Genomic DNA, 18,977 nt, shown 5'->3' on the forward strand with positions numbered 1-18,977 from the left:
ATATAGAATGTTTTTAAGCTTGCTCCCAATAACAGCTTGGTTAAAGAGTTATAACCACAGTAAGTTTGGTCAAGATGCCACGGCGGCGTTTATCGTCACCATGCTATTAATACCTCAGTCGTTAGCATATGCACTTGTCGCTGGCGTTCCGCCAGAAGTCGGCTTGTACTCCAGTATCTTACCTTTAATTCTGTATGCTATTTTTGGAACAAGCTCTTCATTATCCGTCGGTCCAGTGGCAGTCGCCTCTTTAATGACAGCCTCTTCCTTGGCTAACGTTGCAGAACAAGGCACCGCCAGCTATTTAACAGGAGCGATTACACTCGCACTGTTATCTGGCATCATATTACTTGGGATGGGAATGATGAAGTTAGGTAAAATTACTAACCTGCTTTCCCATCCTGTCATTTCAGGCTTTATCTCTGCCTCTGGCATCATCATCGCCTTAAGCCAGTTAAAGCATATCATGGGCATTAGTGCTCACGGAGATAATGTTGTTTCTCAGATTATCAGCATGTCTGAGAGCATTACTGAGATAAACCTTTATACTTTGGCGGTTGGTCTATCCGTTATCCTGTTTTTATTGCTCGCAAAACGCTATGCCAAGTCATTTTTTATGGCACTAAAGTTACCTGAAACATACGCTGCTCCTCTAGCCAAAACCGCACCTATTATGGGGGTTTTAGTCAGCATTATCGTGGTATACTTATTTGATTTGCAATCTCATGGTGTCGCGATAACAGGAAGTATTCCAGCAGGATTGCCTCAATTCGGTTTATCATTACCATCCTTGTCACTGTTACAAGAGCTTACTTTGCCAGCCCTGATGATTTCTATTATTGGCTATGTTGAATCCATTTCTGTTGGTAAAACACTGGGGGCAAAACGCGGCGAGAAAGTAAAACCAAATCAAGAGTTGATTGGTTTAGGAGCAGCAAACCTAGCATCGGGATTTTCTGGAGGCTTCCCTGTAACAGGCGGTTTTTCTCGTTCTGTGGTCAATTTTGATGCAGGAGCTGTGACCCAAATGGCGAGTGTCATGACGGCGATTGGAATCTTGATTGCTTCTCTTTTTCTAACCCCGATACTTTATTTTTTGCCAAAAGCTACTTTAGCAGCAACGATAATTGTTGCCGTATCTGGCTTAGTCGATTTTTCGATTCTAAAGAAAACTTGGCATTTCTCACGCAATGACTTCTATGCTGCTTTTTCTACCATTGCGATTACCTTATTGCTGGGTGTGGAAATAGGTGTGGCTTCTGGCGTCATTTTATCAATTTTATTGCGTTTATCTCATTCGTCTGAACCTCATATTGCCGAAGTTGGACTTATTGAAGGCACAGAGCACTTTAGAAACGTGCAGCGCCATACAGTAAAAACCTTTCCTCATTTATTGAGCTTGCGCCTTGATGAAAGTATTTTCTTTGCTAACTCGGCGTTTCTCGAAGAAAAAATTATGAGCACAGTTCAAAATAGGCCTGGAATCCAACACATTATTATTCAATGCAATTCAATCAGTGAAATTGATTATAGCGCACTTGAGATGCTCGAATCCCTTAACCAACAGCTCCTAGAGAAAAGCATCAAGCTTTCCTTATCTGAAGTGAAAGGCCCTGTCATGGACAAGCTAAAAGAAAGCGATTTTATTGAGCATCTAACTGGAGATGTTTACCTAACGCATTATCAAGCGTTCAAAACATTGTCTTGAATATCAATTAAATTATATGAAGACAGAAACTATAAGATTAAAAAAGTATCACCAACTCATAAAACAAGGCGATGCTTTAAAAAATCTTTTCATTTTAAAAAGCGGTTCAATAAAAGAAGTTAGCATTAATGAAGATGGTAGTAGTTTTATCACTAAATTTCATTTTAAAGGTGACGTTCTAGGCTTAAATTCAATCGACCTTGAGTATCACCCGACGTCATTTTTAACTTTAGAAGACACAATCGTTGAAAAATTTAATTTTCAAGAACTGCTATCGAACAGTGTGTCATTTCATTATTTTTTTACCAAGATGAGTGAGAGTGTTACCGAATATACAATAAGGAAAAGAGTTTTCACTCAAAAATCCGAAGGTAAAATATCTTCTTTACTGTTAGAGCTCTTTAATAAAAACCCAGATTCCCCCGACTACTTTAATATGTCAATGACAAGAGAGGATATAGCAAACCACCTAGGCCTAAGCGAATTTACCGTCAGCAGAATATTAAGCAAACTACAAAAAGAAAGCATAATTGAAATAAAAGCAAAAAGCAGAAGTATTAAACTCATTGACAAAAAGAAATTGGAAAATAGGAGTCTCTAACATGATCCCCAAAAAACACCTAAAAATTGTCACTCCATTACTGATGTCAATATTAATGGTAACCATAATGACGGCAACCATAACAATAATAAATACAGGTATCACAGAAGGTTTCTTAGAGAGATGGGGGAAAGCTTATTTGATTTCTTGGCCTATCGCATTCTGCATCATCTTTATTTTTGGGAAAAGAATACAAACGCTATCACAAAAAATCTGTAGTAAATAATCTATTAAATTAACTCAAGGATAAAATAATGAAATACACTGAAAAATTTCAAACTATGGCCACCTTCGCTCAGTCTCAAGTTGAAGGCATAACACCCGACTCTGTAGATGATCGCATTCTAGCAGGCGCTATTGCTCTAGACATTCGGGATTCTGATGAACATATCAATGGTCACATCAAAGGCTCAATGAATATTAGCCGAGGGAAGTTAGAAATGCTAATTGAAGATCAAATCCCAAATTTAAACACAGAAATTTTATGCTATTGCAATGCCAATAACCGAGGAGCACTGTCTGCGGCATCACTAAAATCAATGGGTTATAAAAATGCAAAATACATTGCTGGTGGATTGAACGCATATAAGAAACTAGCTTAAACTAAAGTCTTCTTTGTCGATGCAGTCAAATTAAACTCCATGCTTTGAGACTCTAAAAAGCTAAATACACGTCTATAATGCAGCTGAATTCTAAATTTTCTTCTACTAAACAAGATAATTAAACCTTGTTTAGTCGCTTTTAAAGCGGCTTTACTTTTGAAAAGCTTTCCTTTCGAAGAAAATGGGAAGGAACACGAGAAAGGCTTTTTAATCGCCCTTTTACGTTTTCCTATAATATAGTTTTGCGGCGCTAGGCAAAAGTTACCCGCTCAGCCTTTCCCAGAATTAAAAATCGGAAAAATGCTCCCTCACCAAAGCCAATCAGAGGAAACAAAAATCAGACACATAAAAAGTCTCGACCTTTTAAAAAGATCGAGGCTTTCAAATATGGTAGGACTAAGCAGATTCGAACTGTTGACTGAATGGCCATCTCTATGCACTTACACTAATCATTAAGCCCGAAAAAAAGAAACTCTTTAGTTGCCTTAAACCAAAATAGCAACTAATATGTTTCTATATATTAAAAAGCAACTTATTAGTTTCCTTATGATAAACCTACTACAGCAAATCAAAAATCGCCGTTTAGCACTGAAACTCAAGCAGAATGACATGATAATGCGTATTGGTATTTCTAGGCAGCAATACCAGCGGCTTGAAGCAAAGGGCAACCCAAGACTCGATACGCTTGAACTGATTGCTAAGGGCCTAAATAGCGACGTCATGCTGATTCCAAAAGAAAAGCTGAATGCTGTTTTAGCTGTTCTTGAAAATGATGGTAACAACACATCTTTACCAAATAAACAGCCAACTCATGCTGACGAACAAAAAAAACTATCGGATGATCCATGGAAAGGACTATTAGAAGATGGAGACGAATATGACAACGGAAATTAGTGTTCTTAAGTTGACGTTACATGGCCATCTAGTGGGATATTTGGCGGGGGCAAAAAATGGACGTAATCTTCTTCATTTTGCTGAAAGCTTTCAATCTAGTACAGCTCGCCCTACTTTTAGCTTAACCACCCATCCAAATTTTCCACGTGCCGATAAAATGCTATCTGAGCCATGGGCGACAAACCAACGTCTGCACCCTATTTTGTCCAATCTATTGCCTGAAGGTTCTTTGCGAGAACTGATCGCTCAAGGGCTCAAAACTCATGTTGATAATGAGTTCCATATTTTGTCTTATCTGGGTATGGATTTACCGGGTGCATTAGTCGCTGAACCGATGGAGCCTGAAGATGTTCCTGTCCATTTATTCTCATCTCATGGTCAAGTAAAAGCGGTTAAATTCGACAAACTCAGCCAAGAGAACAAGTTCTCCTTGGCAGGCGTTCAGATGAAGTTTTCCATGAAAGAAAAAGACGGTCGATATAATCTTTCGAAAGATAATGTGCTGGGTGATTGGATTGTGAAAACACCCTCCACTAAACACAAAGAAGTGCCCGCCAATGAGTTTACTGCCATGACTCTCGCTTCTCTCATTGGCGTGGATATTCCTGAAATAAAATTGGTCGAGATAGACCAATTAGACAACCTTCCTCAAATCAACCTTCCGGATGAAAAATTAGCTTTCGCCATAAAACGGTTTGATCGGCGTGACGACCAACGCATTCACATGGAAGACTTTGCTCAAGTTCTTGTGAAGTACCCACATGAAAAATACAGTTCTGGCAACTACGAACAAATAGCAAAAATCCTGTATCAGTTTTCTGGTAATGGTTTAAGTGATGTCCAGCAACTTGCTCGTCGTATACTCACCAACATCCTATTAGCAAACGGCGACGCCCATTTGAAAAACTGGAGCTTACTGTATACAGATCAAGTCACACCCAGACTTTCCCCTGCTTACGACATAGTCACCACCAGTGTTTATATTAAAAGTGAGCAACACTTTGCCCTTAATCTAGCTAAGACAAAAGCTTGGTACGATGTCTCATATAAGCACTTTGAACATTGGGCTACTAAATCAGATATTCCATGGCGAGCGATCAAACCGCATCTGGACGATGCGATGGAAAAAGCCAGAAGCCTTTGGCCTCAGGCTTTGCTCGACTTACCGATGAATGAAGAGCACAAACAACAGCTAAAAGCGCATTGGCAGAGACTTCATGAAGATTTTCGAGTTTAATACTGTATAGCAAAGTCTAATAAATCCAGATTAATCATATTCTTTATAGACATATAGATAGGGATATATACCGAAGTATGAGAATTGAACGTCTATTGTACTTAGACATAAAAAGACCCCCAGTAATTGGATAGTCCAACTATTGGGGGTCACTTCATAGCTCGGCTTTTTCCTTTCAGCTTGATAACCTGTTGGATTTGATGGATTTATCGTTTATCAATATTGTTGATAAACTGTCATCGTTCCTTTTTGGCTAAACTGAATCACATTAAAATCTTTGTATTGCTGACCTTTTGCAGCCATGCCAGGAGAATACCTTGGCATTCCAGGCACAGCCAACCCTGATACATTTTCAGGTTTCTCAAGTATTAAACGTGCCACATCTTGTTCTGGCACATGCCCTTCAATTAAGTAACCGTCGATTACAGCGGTGTGACACGATTGTAGTTGCATGGGCATACCCACATCTTTTTTTAAAGAGGACCAGTCTTCTGTGTGATGATAATTAACGGTATATCCCTCTGCCTTCATTAGCTCCCCCCATTTAACACAACAACCACATGTCGGAGACTTGTAGAGATCTATTATAGGTTGTGCAAACACGCTTGCACTGACTAACGTTAAGATTGAAGTTGCAATGCTTTTATTTATTACCTTCATATATTCACCTCTTTCAAAATTAGCTATTTACTATTAATTTGGCTATCTGATAATTTTACCGCCCGCAGCCTTAAAGCATTTAGTATGACACTCACCGAGGACAACGACATAGCTACAGCGGCAAAAATAGGCGATAAGAGAATACCTGTAAACGGATAAAGTACTCCTGCAGCAATCGGTACTCCTGCCATGTTATAAATGAATGCAAAGAACAGGTTCTGCCGAATATTACGCATGGTTGCCAGGGATAATCGCCGTGCCTCCACGATGCCCATCAGATCGCCACGTAATAGAGTAATACCCGCACTTTCGATAGCCACGTCGGTTCCTGTCCCCATGGCAATACCTACATCTGCGGTTGCCAAGGCTGGCGCATCATTAACACCATCACCAGCCATAACAACAACACGACCCTCATTTTTAAGCTGTTGAATAACATTGCCTTTATCTTCCGGCAATACTTCTGCCTTCACTTCATCAATGTGGAGTTTTCGAGCTACAGCTTCGGCAGAGGTACGATTATCTCCGGTCAGCATCACCACACGAATCCCTTCATTCTGCAGAGCGGCTATTGCCGCTTTAGTGGTGTCCTTGATCGGGTCTGCAATCGCCAGCAAACCACAAACCTTTCCATCAACTGCGGCAAAAATTACTGTTGCACCGTCCTCTCGAAGTTGATTGGCTTCTTCCTCAAAGGCGGATGTATCAACATTTTCTGACTGCATTAACAATCGATTACCAAGCAGAACCCTTTTTCCATCGACTTCACCAGTAACGCCTTTGCCGTTTGGAGAGTCGAAATCTATGGCGTCTGGTAATGTTAGGTTCATTGTTTTAGCTTTATCCAAAATAGCATGTGCCAAAGGGTGCTCGCTGCCCTTTTCAAGGCTACCGGAATAACGCATCAAGTCCTCATCGCTGAAACCGTTTGCCAAGACCAGTTTTGTCACCTGAGGCTTACCTTCGGTCAAGGTCCCGGTTTTATCCACTACCACTGTGTCTACTTTTTCCATCCGCTCCAACGCTTCAGCATCTCGGATCAAGACACCGATCTGAGCGCCACGACCAACACCGACCATGATCGACATAGGAGTCGCCAGACCCAAGGCACAGGGACAAGCAATAATCAGCACACTCACAGCTGCGATCAGACCAAAGGCCATGGGTGGCGTTGGACCGACGATAGACCAGACTCCGAATGCAATGATAGAAACCAACAGAACCACCGGAACGAACCAACCAGCCACTTTGTCAGCCATTCCCTGAATAGGTGCACGACTTCGCTGCGCACTGGCAACCATCTGGACGATCTGGGACAACATTGTGTCTCGTCCGACTTTGTCGGCTCGTAAAATAAAACTGCCTTGCTGATTAATGCTACCACCAATTACCTGATCTCCAGTCTTCTTAGTAATAGCCAAGGGTTCACCAGTGACCATGGATTCATCAACGTTGGAACGGCCTTCAAGCACTTCGCCATCTAGAGGTACCTTATCGCCTGGTCGAACTCGCAATCGATCGCCAACCTTAACTTGATCGAGCGCCACATCAGACTCACTGCCGTCATCGTCCAGTTTTCTTGCCGTGGCCGGAGCTAGATCCAATAGAGCTTTGATAGCGCCAGAGGTTTTTTCTCGAGCTCGGAGTTCAAGTACCTGACCTAACAACACCAGCACAACAATGACAGCGGCCGCCTCGAAATACACTGCGACTGAGCCATCGTCAGCGTGAAAAGCGTCAGGAAATTTCTGCGGAGCCAAGGTTGCGACAAAACTGTACAACAGAGAAACACCCGTACCGATGGCAATAAGTGTGAACATATTAAGGTTACGATTAAGTACAGATTTCCAACCACGCACAAAGAATGGTCCACCACACCAAACGACCACTGGAGTAGCTAAAGCCAACTGAATCCAATTGGATATTTGTGGCGACACAATATGGTCAATCTTAAAGAGATGGCCTCCCATTTCGATCAAAAAAACCGGAAGTGCCAGAGCCAGACCAATCCAGAATCGACGAGTCATGTCGGCGAGCTCTACTGAAGGGCCGTCGTCGAGGCTTACTTCCTCAGGTTCCAGCGACATGCCACAAATCGGGCAGTCACCGGGGCCTTGTTGACGGACTTCTGGATGCATAGGACAGGTAAACATGGTTCCGGCCGCAACCGGCTCTGTTTGCTCATTTTCTTCGCTGAGATACTTCTCTGGATTATTATCGAACTTCGACTGACAGCCGGAAGAACAGAAATACCAAGTTTTATCTACATGCTGACTACTATACTTTGCGGTTTGAGGATCTACCGACATTTTGCACACAGGGTCATGCACCCCATGGCTTTTATGTTCATGATGATTCGTGTGCTCACTCATATTGTGCTCCTTTTTTACTCGCGGGCCAGTCAGAAAAAGCAATGAAATATAACAAAGCCATATTGACCATTGGGACCAATATCAGCAGTCCCAGCCAGCCAGAATATCCAGCTCGCTTGCATATTCTATAGACAGGTATAACGACTAAGATCACAATCACTAACATCCACATCCAGTGTCCTACCCACATAGTGCTACCAAACATACTTTCGCTCATCATGGTATTGTCCTTTCTTTTATATCGTAGAAATTAATGGTGATGTTAGTGAGACTTTTATCTTTCATCTCACTGACATCCCTTTTACTTCTTGTAAAAAAATTAAAACCAAGCCGTTACGCCAATGACAAACTGAGAGTTGCTAATGCTATCTCCATTATCACGAGCAAGATCAGCCGTAGCACCGAGCTTTTTACTCCAGTCTATACCTATATAAGGTGCAAACTTACGTGTTATTTCATACTTTAGTCGAAGGCCTGCATTGATATCAGTAAGACCAGCACCCATGCTTAACTCGTCATCACTCTTACCATAGGCGTTCATTTCAAATTCAGGCGTTAATATCAGTTTTTGAGTGATTAACCATTCCTGTTCGATGCTTAAACGAATGGAGGTTTGCCCTTTTTCTCCAACAAAGAAAGCACCGTCAATGTCGAAAAAATACGGAGCCAAACCTTGGAAACCAAGCACCAACCAATCACGAGATGGGGACGGTTTAATATCTCGCCTTACGCCCATCTGCATATCCCAATACGGCGCTACGGCATGACTGTATAGAGCCTGTACTTCTAGGTCCTGGTCGTCACTATTCTGGTATTCACCTGACGTTTTAAGCCAGATTTTATCCATATCATAACCAACCCATGCTTGAAAACTAAAGCTGATTGGATCGTCTGACTCAAGGCCTTTTTCTAATTGGTCGATGGCGACATAACTTAATAAAGGGTCATCTTCCGCACCTGCATAAGACAAAGAGCTCATAACAGAAGCCGTTGCCATCACTAATGTAAAGCCTAGTGAATTAAAGTTTTTCATTTATTACTCTCCTTATTTGATGACCACTTTTCTAAACATGCCAGGCATGTGATATAGCAAATGGCAGTGATATGCCCATTGCCCCAAGGCGTCTGCGGTGACTAAATAGCTGATTTTTGAACCAGGCTGAACCATCACAGTATGCTTACGTGGAATGTAATCAGGGTCTCCTGTTTCTAACTCGCTCCATACACCATGTAGATGCATGGGATGAATCATCATGGTGTCGTTCACCAAGGTAATTCGCACTCTTTCGTTATACGCCAATTCAAGTGGAGCGGAATCAGCAAAATTGATTCCATTAATTGACCACATATAACGATTCATATTGCCCGTTAGATGCAGCTGGATTTCTCGAGTGGGTTGACGTTTATCATGAGTAGGATGCAAGCCTTTTAGGTCTGCGTAGGTCAGTACTTTACGGTTATAGTTCGCTTGATGATCCCTTAAGCCAATACCTGGGTCGTTAAGGCCGCTTTGAGGCATGCCTGATTGCATGTCTACTTGAGGACCATTTTCTGAATCTAGATGCTTAATCTCATTGTCACTGCCGTAACCTGCTAAACCTAAAGTAGGCATAACCATACTTGGCTGACTGAGATCCATCCCTTCCATGCCAGTCATTGAGCCTGAACCCATTGCCATTTTGCTGTGATCCATGCCTTCCATGCCAGCCATTGAGCCTGAACCCATTGCCATTTTGCTGTGATCCATGCCTTCCATGCCAGCCATTGAGCCTGAGCCCATTGCCATTTTGCTGTGGTCCATGCCTTCCATGCCCGACATAGAGTCTGAACCCATTGCCATTTTACTGTGGTCCATGCCTTCCATGCCCGACATAGAGTCCGAACCCATCGCCATTTTACTGTGGTCCATGCCTTCCATGCCCGACATAGAGTCCGAACCCATCGCCATTTTACTGTGGTCCATGCCCTCCATATTCATGCCCATATCGCCATGCCCTAAGATCGGCATAGGGTCCATATCAGGGATTTTGGCCGTGAACATTTCATCTGATGTGAAGTTACCAACGGTATAACCAGAACGGTCAATGCTCTGAACGAAAATACAATAAGCATCCTCCATCTTCGGCTCGACTATCACATCGTAAGTTTCCGCAACACCAATTCGAAATTCATCGATGGTAACAGGCTGAACATTTTGTCCATCACTCGCTACCACGGTCATTTTTAAACCTGGAATTCGCACATCAAATATCGTCATCGCAGAGCTATTAATAAAGCGAAGACGAACTTTTTCTCCTTGTTTAAAGAGTGCTTGCCAAGGTTGTGCCGGTGGGTTCCCATTCATTAAATACGTATAGGTGGCGCCCGTGACATCAGAAATATCTCGGTCACTCATACGTTCCTGATTCCACATGGAGCGTGCTCTCCATGTGTTCACCAACCCTTGTTTTTTGATATCAGAAAACAAATCAGACATCGTTCTTTCACTGTAATTGTAATAGTCTGATTGCTTCTTTAAATTCGCATATATCGTTTCAGGCGCCTCATCCGACCAGTCCGACAGCATGATGACATGCTCCCGATCAAACACAACAGGGTCTGCTTCTTTAGGGTCTATAACAATCGCGCCATACACTCCCGTTTGTTCTTGAAAACCTGAATGACTGTGATACCAATAGGTACCACTTTGCTTAACTGGAAATTTATATTCGAATGTTTCTCCCGGTTTGATGCCCGCAAAACTAAGGCCAGGAACGCCATCCATTTCTGTCGGTAAAATCATCCCATGCCAGTGCAAAGAGCTGTCATGATCAAGATTGTTTTTTACTCTTAGCGTGACCGTTTCACCTTCTTTCCAGCGTAACAAGGGTCCGGGAAACAGTTGATTAATGACCGTTGCTCTAGCAGGCGTTCCCGTAAAATTAACGGTTTTATAATCAATGCTTAAATCAAAAACTGTCCCAGATAACTGAGTTAAAGATTGGCCAATGGCACTTGCTAGTGCATTTTTTGAAAACGGAATGGTAGTTAAAGCCAGCATGGCAGAAGCACCAAATACAAACTGACGACGGCTAAGCACTGTACCGCTCGATGATTTGTTCTGCTCTTCGTGTGAAGGTTTGAATACTGTCATAAACTGAACTCCCTTAATCTAATTAAACCCACAACACCTGTTTGCAGGTGCAACCAAATAATGTAATGAATAAAAGACATAATTGTCTCCAACAATGTTCTTGAGAAGATCCAATACAGGCATTATCCCTGTAGTGGATAAAAGGTTAATAATAGAAAATAACGGTTAGTGACCTTGGAGCGTCCGACAAAACGACGGAATCATCCAAAGATTAAGAAAGTATCGGAGGGCGATATAAAGAAGAGCTATTCAACGGTAGCTCTTGTTGAACTAGATGAGTACTACTCTGACTCAGTTGAGAGCCGCAATAAATCCACTGACGATCAATGATCGCGGCCATCGACATGCAAACGCTCATCGGACACGAGCTTTTGTCTTTGCAACAATCTAACGCATTCGTGACCGGCAATATTTGAACATACTGATCTGTGTGTGTTTCAACAGACGCGTTGTGCAACGAAGCCTTATGATCGACCATCGAGCCATAAGTAGCAGTAGCAGTAAGTTGCATTGAGTGATATGCCATTGGACCAGCCACAGAAGTCATTGTCTGGCTAACAAACACGAGCAAAACAAATATAATGATAACGATTTTATTTTGTCTCATTATTCTTCCCCCAATCAACTTTCACCCCAAACAACATCACTTTAAATACACTTCTAATTAATGCATTGGAGGACCAACAAACGTCGTAAATATCGCCGTGACCACCAAAATAGAAGAAGCGATCATTTTTTCCATTAAAATAGATTTTTGAATAAGAAATGTATTACCGCGTTTCAGTATTAACGGCACAAGATGTAATTTATGGTATGCCGTCATCACCAGAATAACAACGACCAAAGCAAGTTTCACCAACAACCAGAAACCATAGTCTGACGAGAATAAGTCTTGCCATCCTGTCAGAACATAGCTCATCCATGCTCCACAGATAATCAAAATCAAAACAGCAACCGCTGCAAGTTCGCCAAAACGCTCTAAGATTCGATTAGATTCCTGGTGCGTGGATTTTCGCGCAACCAACCACAAAGGGAATAGCAACCCTAACCACCAAGCAGCAATCAAGATATGAGTAAAGAATATAATTTGATAATACCAAGCTTGCTCTGTCGCATGACCCGTGAATGAAAACGAATAAATCAAACTGGCTATGCCCAAGGAAGCGACCATTAATGCAAGGCGTGAAAATGGCCACAGACTGAAGGCACGATCCGACCCAAGGGTAAATGACGCTATGATCACCAAGCAATAACCAATCACATTAGCGATTAAGGTACTGCCCGCAGGCGAATCCCAATAGATAGAGACCATCATAGGGTCAAACATGAGCGATAGACTCTCTTCCATCGCCCCACCAACGAGGATAAAAAAATAAGCTATTGTCGCCGCTAAACCAATCAACGCACCTCCTCGTACGTACCTTTTTATACTACTCAATAAAGCAGACTGATGACGCAACAAACAAAATGCAAATAGCCCACCTACAACGCTTGATATACCAAAATACAATACCAACGTGTCAATAATTGCGCGATTTCCCAGTTCGTTAACATCATACAGCCCCTTTTTTATAAAATGGGGTAAGCGGATTAAATGGTTGATCTTACCTTTGCATGAGAGTGAGACAAACCGGCATCTCATCGGATTATCTGGTTGATGCTTCACCTACTGCTGGTGCATGTTTCCTTCGCTAATTCCAGCAAGAACCCCACACGCCTCAACTTCCCGGTCATCGTTGCAACTCGCTCTCAGTGAAACGAGTTGTTTCTCAAGCGCTTGCAGAGCGGTTATCTGCGACCGCACATGAGAGATGTGATCATCGAGCAAGGCGTTGACGGCGGTACAAGGCTGATGAGGGTCGTCCTGATAGCTCTGTAGTTCCTGAATCTCAGCCAGTGACAGGCCCAGGATTCTGCAGCGACGGATGAAGGCCAGCCCCTCACCATGCTTCTCGGTATAGACACGGTAACCGTTGTCCTGCCGATCAGGCGGCGGCAACAAGCCCTGCTGTTCATAGAAGCGGATCGTCTGTGTTTCGACCCCTACCAACTGCGCCAACTGACCAATGCGCATCAGCCTCCTCCCCAACGGATTCTTTACTCTATTGACCTTATAGTAGCTTTATAGTTTAAAATGGTACCACAACATTGTTCAAGTGGAGTAGTATCATGAGCAAATCCTGTGGTGGCGCCTGTGGCGCTGATGCAACGTCCGCAGCGGATACCGATATACAGGCCTCCTCCGAGGCGCCAGGGAGATGGGTCAGTGTTTATGCCGTGCCGAAGATGGACTGTCCATCAGAAGAACGAATGATTCGCCTAGCCCTGAACGGCTTTGAGGAGATTCGGGCGCTGTCCTTCGACTTGTCGAACCGCCGGCTGAAGGTCGTGCATGACGGCGAGGTCGAGCCCGTCACCTCGAAACTGAAGACCTTGGGGCTAGGCGCCTCGCTTCAGGAAACCGTCGCTGCAAATCCGGAGACCATCAAGGCCGCCGAGTTTTCGGCAGCTTCTGCTAAGCAAGAATCCGGGACCCTGCGCTGGTTGCTCGGCATCAATGCACTTCTGTTCGTGGTGGAAATGACTGCCGGTCTGATCGCCCAGTCCACCGGCCTGATTGGAGAATCCCTGGACAATTTTGCCGATGCGGCGGTGTACGGGCTTGCCCTTTATGCGGTTGGACATAGCGTGAAAATGCAGGTACGTGCCGCGCATCTTGCTGGTGTACTGCAACTGATCTTGGCTGTGGGCGTGCTCGTAGAGGTGGTGAGACGCTTTGTATTCGGTAGTGAGCCTGAATCGCTGGTGATGATGGCTATCGCATTCGTCGCATTGATTGCCAATACCAGTTGTCTGCTGCTCATATCCAAACATCGGGAAGGCGGGGCGCACATGAAGGCAAGCTGGATATTCTCGGCCAACGACGTGGTGATCAACCTGGGGGTCATCACCGCCGGCGCCCTGGTCGCGTGGACCGGTTCCAATTATCCGGATCTGATTATCGGCACCATCGCGGGGGGCATTGTACTTAACGGTGCCAGACGCATTTTGGCGTTGAAGGGTTAAATAATGCTCATTATTGGCAAAAAGCTCTCGCCGTATGCCCTATTGTCCATATCGGGCCTGCTGGCAGCGTCTGATCAGGCTGTAAAGTGGCTGGTGCAGCAATCAATGGCCTATGGCGAGTATGTTTCGGTGACCCCGTTCTTTAACTGGGTGCACCTATGGAACACCGGTGCCGCATTCAGTCTTTTTGCGAATGGTGGAGGCTGGCAGCGCTACTTTTTTATCGGAATCGCGGTAGTGGTCTCGATTTTTCTGATCAAGCTGATCCTTGAAAATCGTCATAAAGGAGAAGCCATCGCTTACAGTCTTATCCTCGGTGGCGCCATGGGCAACCTGATTGACCGGGTCTTTCGCGGCTATGTTGTGGATTCCTTTGATTTCTATTGGCGAGACTGGCATTGGCCGGCCTTCAACCTGGCTGATATTGCAATTGTCCTCGGTGCCTTACTTTTCGTTTCCAGCAGCTTGTTGGGTAAAAAAGCAAACACCAATGCCGAGCCGGATGGATCTGACTGACACCTACGCCTATACAACACCATGACCGAACTTCCCGACAACATCCTTCACCTGCCGCAATACCAAGTACTGGGCTGCAAATCAACCGACGACGAAATGCACTTCCAGGTGGACGTGCCCGATCCCATCGCCTGCGAGGAATGCGGTGTGCAGGGTGAGTTCGTACGGTTCGGCAAGCGTGACGTTCCCTATCGTGATCTGCCCATCCACGGCAAGCGGGTCACTCTCTGGGTGGTCCGCCGCCGATACACCTGCCGGGCCTGCAAGACAACATTCAGGCCCCAGCTACCGGAGATGGTGGACGGATTCCGTATGACACTGCGGCTGCATGAGTACGTGGAGAAGGAATCCTTCAACCACCCCTACACCTTTGTGGCGGCACAGACCGGCCTGGACGAGAAGACGGTGCGCGACATCTTCAACGCCCGCGCCGAGTTCCTGGGGCGCTGGCACCGCTTCGAGACGCCCCGCATCCTGGGCATTGACGAGCTATACCTGAACAAGCGCTACCGCTGCATTCTGACCAACATTGAGGAGCGAACCCTGCTCGACCTGCTGGCCACCCGCCGCCAGGACGTGGTGACCAACTACCTGATGAAGCTGAAAGACCGGCAGAAGGTCGAGATCGTCAGCATGGACATGTGGAACCCCTACCGGGCAGCGGTCAAGGCTGTGCTGCCCCAGGCCCGTATCGTGGTCGATAAGTTCCATGTGGTGCGCATGGCCAACGATGCCCTAGAGAGAGTGCGCAAGGGCCTCAGAAAGGAGCTGAAACCGTCCCAGAGCCGGACTCTCAAGGGAGACCGGAAAATCCTGCTGAAACGCGCTCACGAAGTCTCAGACCGGGAGCGCCTCATCATGGAGACCTGGACAGGCGCGTTCCCGCAACTGCTGGCCGCCTACGAGCACAAGGAGCGCTTCTACGGCATCTGGGACGCCACCACACGGCTCCAGGCAGAAGCCGCCCTGGACGAGTGGATAGCCACCATCCCGAAGGGCCAAAAGGAAGTCTGGAGCGATCTGGTCAGGGCAGCGGGAAACTGGCGCGAAGAGACCATGACCTACTTCGAGACGGACATGCCCGTCACCAACGCTTACACGGAGTCCATCAACCGACTGGCCAAGGACAAGAACCGTGAAGGGCGCGGTTACTCCTTCGAGGTGATGCGGGCACGAATGCTCTACACCACGAAGCACAAGAAGAAGGCACCGACTGCGAAGGTCTCTCCTTTCTACAAGAAAACCATCGGTTACGGACTGCCGGACTTCGCAGAGGAACTCAACTACGGAGTCGATCTATCAACCATCTGAGGGTGGTATCAGATTGATGGGGTGAAGGTGCCCCATCAACCATTAAGTCCGTATACCCAGAAAAAATACTTCCATGTTGAAGGGGCAAGACACTGGGTGTTTGCGATCTGATGATCGGATTAATGGCATAAGCCAACGGTTGCGGCTGTTTTCAGCATCGACCGTTCTGATCGTAAGGCACATTAAAATACGTAGTGCAGTGAATCCCTACAATCCGACATGGAACGCTTATTTGGAGCGCCGCCATCGATCGATTTCCCCATTGTGAAGCTCGGTCATATCAAGGCTGTTGAGAGGCTTGAGCCGTATGAGGGGTGACTCTCAAGTACGGTTCTTAGGGGAGGATGGTGTGGTAACACACTGTCCTTACCCGACTAAAAGCACATATTGGAGTCGATGCCAAACGTGGCTTGGTGCATAGTTTCACCACCACTTCTGCCAATGAACATGACCTAAACCAAATCACTGAGCTCATGCATGGCGATGAGACGTTTGTCTCTGCTGACTCAGGCTACCGTGGCGTGGAAAAACGTGAGGAAACCAAAGATAAGACGTTGGAGTGGTTGATTGCGGAGATGCCAAGCAAGGTTCGGGAATGGAAAAAGCATCCCCGTATTAATAAAATCCCCATCAATACTGAGTACATAAAAGCGAGCATCAGAGCAAAAGTAGAGCACCCGTTTCGGATACTGAAGTGCCAGTTTGGGTTCCGCAAAGTGGTCTATAAAGGTCTATCAAAAAATGACAATAAGCTCGCGGTGTTGTTTGCACTGGGAAACATACTGCGAGTGGATCAGATGATAAGGTCTGCACGGGGTTAATCCGTCTTGATGATGGTAGTTGGAGCTTTTAAGCCTCCAACTAGGGAATAGACACACTAAAAACCGAGGTTTTAAGTAAATTAAAGAGCGAATCAGGCCAGCTGCGACTTAGTGCTAATAATCTGACTTAATCGCACGTTCCCTAACGTTGGGTTGACATTTCACTACAGACCATGCTAAAAAATTAGAGTCGAAATTCCGAATCAAGGACTGATTTTCATGGAAAATATTCAAGCACTTTACTATTCTCTCGAGCTTATATCCTTTCAAGATCTTTCGAATATTCCTCATCAATCACAGGCAGAGTTAGCTATGAAAATCGAGGATCTTCAAGACCACTTAAAATTAGTCATAGATGAGCATCCACCCTCTTCATCAAAGCAGCAATTAGATTTACTCTAAAAGTAACATTACACCTATTTTTCACAATATATCTCACTGTTCAACTAGAGATTAAAACTAGCGACACTAAAGAATGTGTGACTGTTGTCACACTCAAAAGCAAGCTTGTACCCACTGTTAACCAAAATTCACGCGCCCACGCTGTTCACGATATCAGCATGAATGATTTACTCAATGTGCTATAACGAAGTGATATTTCGGATAAACTAAAGGCGCTACTCACTGGCCGCTCACTCGTCATTTTTAATTCTGTATACGACATTCGCCCGAATGATGATGCAAACCGAGAACGCGTTTTATAAACCCACTGAGTGGACAGCCGACATTAAAAGACATTGCGCCATAGAGATAGCCGCCCAAAAGTACGGTCCCACGAATAAGTGCGGCACGATCTCATTGATCAATGACGCAGCTCATGCTGGCGTGAAATGGAAAGGGTCGGCACACAGTGCGGTTGCAGACACACTGGCTTTGGTGGATTTAGTTAACACAATAGGGTGATTGACTATAAGTGATGTACAAACGGAGTATGAGGCTTATTGGGACTGCCCAAAATGCGCCCAGCACGCATCAGAACACGACAAAGCGGTTGACGATGATAGGGAACTTTTTTACGTTATATACCCATAGGAAGACGATATAGATGACGACGAACTCGAACAGTGCGGTCACGAATATAGAGTAAAAAAATAAGGACGAGCTATGTTTAAACGTATTTCTTTTGCGATCTTTCTCGCTGTTTTTGTTCATAATCTGGCTAATGCGGCCCCAGCCAATTTTGACCAAGCAAAAACCTTGCTACGCCAACACGTCTATTTCGATCAAAACACCCAGGGCGATTTGTATTGCCGCTGCCAATGGGATTGGCGAGGTCGATCAGGCGGGTCTATATCCAGCCAAAACGCGGCCGCGTGCGGACTGGATCAATCCTATCAGCCAACCCGTGCTCAACGCACTGAATGGGAGCATGTCTTTGCGGCAAGCAATGCCGCCAACCATTTTCCTTGTTGGCGCGAAGACGGTCGCAGCAATTGTCAAAAAACAAATCCCACATTCAATGCCATGGAAGCCGACATGCACAACCTCACCCCGGTCGTTGGGTCTTTAAATGCCGTTCGTAGCAATTACAAATGGGGATTGATACCGGGTGAGGCACGGGAGTTTGGACGTTGTGATTTTGAGGTTGATAGAGCTCAACGAGTGGCTGAACCGCCCGAATCCGCACGAGGAATGATTGCCAGAATTAAGCTGTACTTTGCAGATAGATACAACATTAGATTGTCTTCACAGCAGCGCCAGTTATTCCAGTCATGGAATGCAATACACCCTGTTACTGATTGGGAACTTGAACGCGATCGTCGAATCGCTAAATACCAGGGTTGGCACAATCCATACGTTCTAGAAAGAGCAAGGCTTGGCACCGTATCACCTTCTAATAACGTGCCTCAGTCAACGGACGTGCAAGCGCACCAGACCGCTCCACCCACTGATACTGAAGTAGTAAGAGGAAACCGTCGTAGTGGCGTCTACCATCTCGCTAGCGGGTGCCCTAGCTACCACTCAATAAGCAATGCCAATATTGTGGAGTTTGACAATGAGAGCAACGCAATAGAAGCAGGGTTTCGTAAAGCTGGCAATTGCCGATAGGTGCATT

The 18,977-nt window shown here is 45.1% G+C and carries 17 protein-coding genes and 1 pseudogene; 12 read left to right on the forward strand and 6 right to left on the reverse strand.

The window, feature by feature from the left end:
* Nucleotides 1-7: 7 nt before the first annotated feature.
* The 6 genes from J8N69_RS02385 (at nt 8) to J8N69_RS02410 (ending at nt 5,042) form a co-directional block, all read left to right on the forward strand.
* A complete protein-coding gene (locus tag J8N69_RS02385; protein WP_168827380.1) occupies nt 8-1,708 on the forward strand; it encodes a SulP family inorganic anion transporter in 1,701 nt (566 codons plus the stop codon).
* 16 nt (nt 1,709-1,724) lie between these two features.
* Complete coding sequence (locus J8N69_RS02390; RefSeq protein ID WP_168827382.1) at nt 1,725-2,309, forward strand: Crp/Fnr family transcriptional regulator; 585 nt, start codon at nt 1,725-1,727, stop codon at nt 2,307-2,309.
* Between the two features lie 43 nt (nt 2,310-2,352).
* A complete protein-coding gene (locus J8N69_RS02395) occupies nt 2,353-2,535 on the forward strand; it encodes a DUF2798 domain-containing protein (protein WP_227804019.1) in 183 nt (60 codons plus the stop codon).
* Nucleotides 2,536-2,563: 28 nt separating this feature from the next.
* On the forward strand, nt 2,564-2,911 hold the full coding sequence (locus J8N69_RS02400) for a rhodanese-like domain-containing protein (RefSeq protein ID WP_168827386.1): 348 nt from the start codon (nt 2,564-2,566) through the stop codon (nt 2,909-2,911).
* Nucleotides 2,912-3,418: 507 nt separating this feature from the next.
* The gene (locus J8N69_RS02405) at nt 3,419-3,805 is read left to right on the forward strand and encodes a helix-turn-helix domain-containing protein (protein WP_211085200.1); all 387 of its coding nucleotides are present in this window, start codon (nt 3,419-3,421) and stop codon (nt 3,803-3,805) included.
* Nucleotides 3,789-5,042 carry a type II toxin-antitoxin system HipA family toxin gene (locus J8N69_RS02410; RefSeq protein ID WP_168827388.1) on the forward strand — a complete coding sequence of 418 codons (1,254 nt, stop codon included), beginning with the start codon at nt 3,789-3,791 and terminating at the stop codon, nt 5,040-5,042. Before J8N69_RS02405 ends, J8N69_RS02410 begins: the two co-directional genes overlap by 17 nt.
* Before the next feature lie 216 nt (nt 5,043-5,258).
* Here the strand turns inward: J8N69_RS02410 and J8N69_RS02415 are convergent, their stop codons facing one another.
* The 6 genes from J8N69_RS02415 to cadR all read right to left on the reverse strand — a co-directional run bounded on the left by J8N69_RS02415 (nt 5,259) and on the right by cadR (nt 13,281).
* Nucleotides 5,259-5,702 (reverse strand): DUF411 domain-containing protein, encoded by a 444-nt coding sequence (locus tag J8N69_RS02415; protein WP_168827390.1) that lies wholly within the window; start codon nt 5,700-5,702, stop codon nt 5,259-5,261.
* Between the two features lie 23 nt (nt 5,703-5,725).
* Nucleotides 5,726-8,074 carry a heavy metal translocating P-type ATPase gene (locus J8N69_RS02420; RefSeq protein ID WP_168827392.1) on the reverse strand — a complete coding sequence of 783 codons (2,349 nt, stop codon included), beginning with the start codon at nt 8,072-8,074 and terminating at the stop codon, nt 5,726-5,728.
* A gap of 319 nt (nt 8,075-8,393) precedes the next feature.
* Nucleotides 8,394-9,107, reverse strand: a complete 714-nt coding sequence (locus J8N69_RS02425; protein ID WP_024024987.1) for a copper resistance protein B — start codon at nt 9,105-9,107, stop codon at nt 8,394-8,396.
* A gap of 12 nt (nt 9,108-9,119) precedes the next feature.
* On the reverse strand, nt 9,120-11,207 hold the full coding sequence (locus J8N69_RS02430) for a copper resistance system multicopper oxidase (RefSeq protein ID WP_227803955.1): 2,088 nt from the start codon (nt 11,205-11,207) through the stop codon (nt 9,120-9,122).
* A gap of 664 nt (nt 11,208-11,871) precedes the next feature.
* Entirely contained in the window at nt 11,872-12,609 is a 738-nt protein-coding gene (locus tag J8N69_RS02435; protein WP_168827398.1) for a copper resistance D family protein, read from the reverse strand.
* 264 nt (nt 12,610-12,873) lie between these two features.
* Nucleotides 12,874-13,281 carry a Cd(II)/Pb(II)-responsive transcriptional regulator gene (gene cadR / locus J8N69_RS02440; RefSeq protein ID WP_068812297.1) on the reverse strand — a complete coding sequence of 136 codons (408 nt, stop codon included), beginning with the start codon at nt 13,279-13,281 and terminating at the stop codon, nt 12,874-12,876.
* A gap of 95 nt (nt 13,282-13,376) precedes the next feature.
* On the opposite strand from cadR, the gene J8N69_RS02445 reads away from it, so the two are divergent.
* From J8N69_RS02445 to J8N69_RS02470, 6 genes and pseudogenes are all read left to right on the forward strand, one after another.
* Complete coding sequence (locus J8N69_RS02445; RefSeq protein ID WP_068436864.1) at nt 13,377-14,273, forward strand: cation transporter; 897 nt, start codon at nt 13,377-13,379, stop codon at nt 14,271-14,273.
* Nucleotides 14,274-14,276: 3 nt separating this feature from the next.
* Entirely contained in the window at nt 14,277-14,789 is a 513-nt protein-coding gene (lspA, locus tag J8N69_RS02450) for a signal peptidase II (protein ID WP_004863699.1), read from the forward strand.
* A gap of 21 nt (nt 14,790-14,810) precedes the next feature.
* Nucleotides 14,811-16,100, forward strand: a complete 1,290-nt coding sequence (locus J8N69_RS02455) for an ISL3-like element ISPpu12 family transposase (protein WP_168827400.1) — start codon at nt 14,811-14,813, stop codon at nt 16,098-16,100.
* Between the two features lie 374 nt (nt 16,101-16,474).
* Nucleotides 16,475-16,921: pseudogene (locus tag J8N69_RS02460) on the forward strand (IS5/IS1182 family transposase); the annotation flags it as partial.
* Between the two features lie 219 nt (nt 16,922-17,140).
* Nucleotides 17,141-17,323 (forward strand): hypothetical protein, encoded by a 183-nt coding sequence (locus tag J8N69_RS02465; protein ID WP_168827402.1) that lies wholly within the window; start codon nt 17,141-17,143, stop codon nt 17,321-17,323.
* A gap of 702 nt (nt 17,324-18,025) precedes the next feature.
* The gene (locus tag J8N69_RS02470; protein WP_168827404.1) at nt 18,026-18,970 is read left to right on the forward strand and encodes an endonuclease; all 945 of its coding nucleotides are present in this window, start codon (nt 18,026-18,028) and stop codon (nt 18,968-18,970) included.
* Nucleotides 18,971-18,977 lie beyond the last annotated feature (7 nt).

This window comes from Marinomonas profundi, from assembly GCF_020694005.1.
GTDB lineage: Bacteria > Pseudomonadota > Gammaproteobacteria > Pseudomonadales > Marinomonadaceae > Marinomonas > Marinomonas profundi.

Coding starts and splice junctions, on each gene's coding strand:
- J8N69_RS02430 (WP_227803955.1), bottom strand. CDS start 11,207: ATGACAGTATTCAAACCTTCACACGAAGAGCAGAACAAATCATCGAGC.
- J8N69_RS02395 (WP_227804019.1), top strand. CDS start 2,353: ATGTCAATATTAATGGTAACCATAATGACGGCAACCATAACAATAATA.
- J8N69_RS02420 (WP_168827392.1), bottom strand. CDS start 8,074: ATGAGTGAGCACACGAATCATCATGAACATAAAAGCCATGGGGTGCAT.
- J8N69_RS02400 (WP_168827386.1), top strand. CDS start 2,564: ATGAAATACACTGAAAAATTTCAAACTATGGCCACCTTCGCTCAGTCT.
- cadR (WP_068812297.1), bottom strand. CDS start 13,281: ATGCGCATTGGTCAGTTGGCGCAGTTGGTAGGGGTCGAAACACAGACG.
- J8N69_RS02455 (WP_168827400.1), top strand. CDS start 14,811: ATGACCGAACTTCCCGACAACATCCTTCACCTGCCGCAATACCAAGTA.
- J8N69_RS02415 (WP_168827390.1), bottom strand. CDS start 5,702: ATGAAGGTAATAAATAAAAGCATTGCAACTTCAATCTTAACGTTAGTC.
- J8N69_RS02465 (WP_168827402.1), top strand. CDS start 17,141: ATGGAAAATATTCAAGCACTTTACTATTCTCTCGAGCTTATATCCTTT.
- J8N69_RS02405 (WP_211085200.1), top strand. CDS start 3,419: ATGTTTCTATATATTAAAAAGCAACTTATTAGTTTCCTTATGATAAAC.
- lspA (WP_004863699.1), top strand. CDS start 14,277: ATGCTCATTATTGGCAAAAAGCTCTCGCCGTATGCCCTATTGTCCATA.
- J8N69_RS02425 (WP_024024987.1), bottom strand. CDS start 9,107: ATGAAAAACTTTAATTCACTAGGCTTTACATTAGTGATGGCAACGGCT.
- J8N69_RS02385 (WP_168827380.1), top strand. CDS start 8: ATGTTTTTAAGCTTGCTCCCAATAACAGCTTGGTTAAAGAGTTATAAC.
- J8N69_RS02445 (WP_068436864.1), top strand. CDS start 13,377: ATGAGCAAATCCTGTGGTGGCGCCTGTGGCGCTGATGCAACGTCCGCA.
- J8N69_RS02470 (WP_168827404.1), top strand. CDS start 18,026: ATGTTTAAACGTATTTCTTTTGCGATCTTTCTCGCTGTTTTTGTTCAT.
- J8N69_RS02410 (WP_168827388.1), top strand. CDS start 3,789: ATGACAACGGAAATTAGTGTTCTTAAGTTGACGTTACATGGCCATCTA.
- J8N69_RS02390 (WP_168827382.1), top strand. CDS start 1,725: ATGAAGACAGAAACTATAAGATTAAAAAAGTATCACCAACTCATAAAA.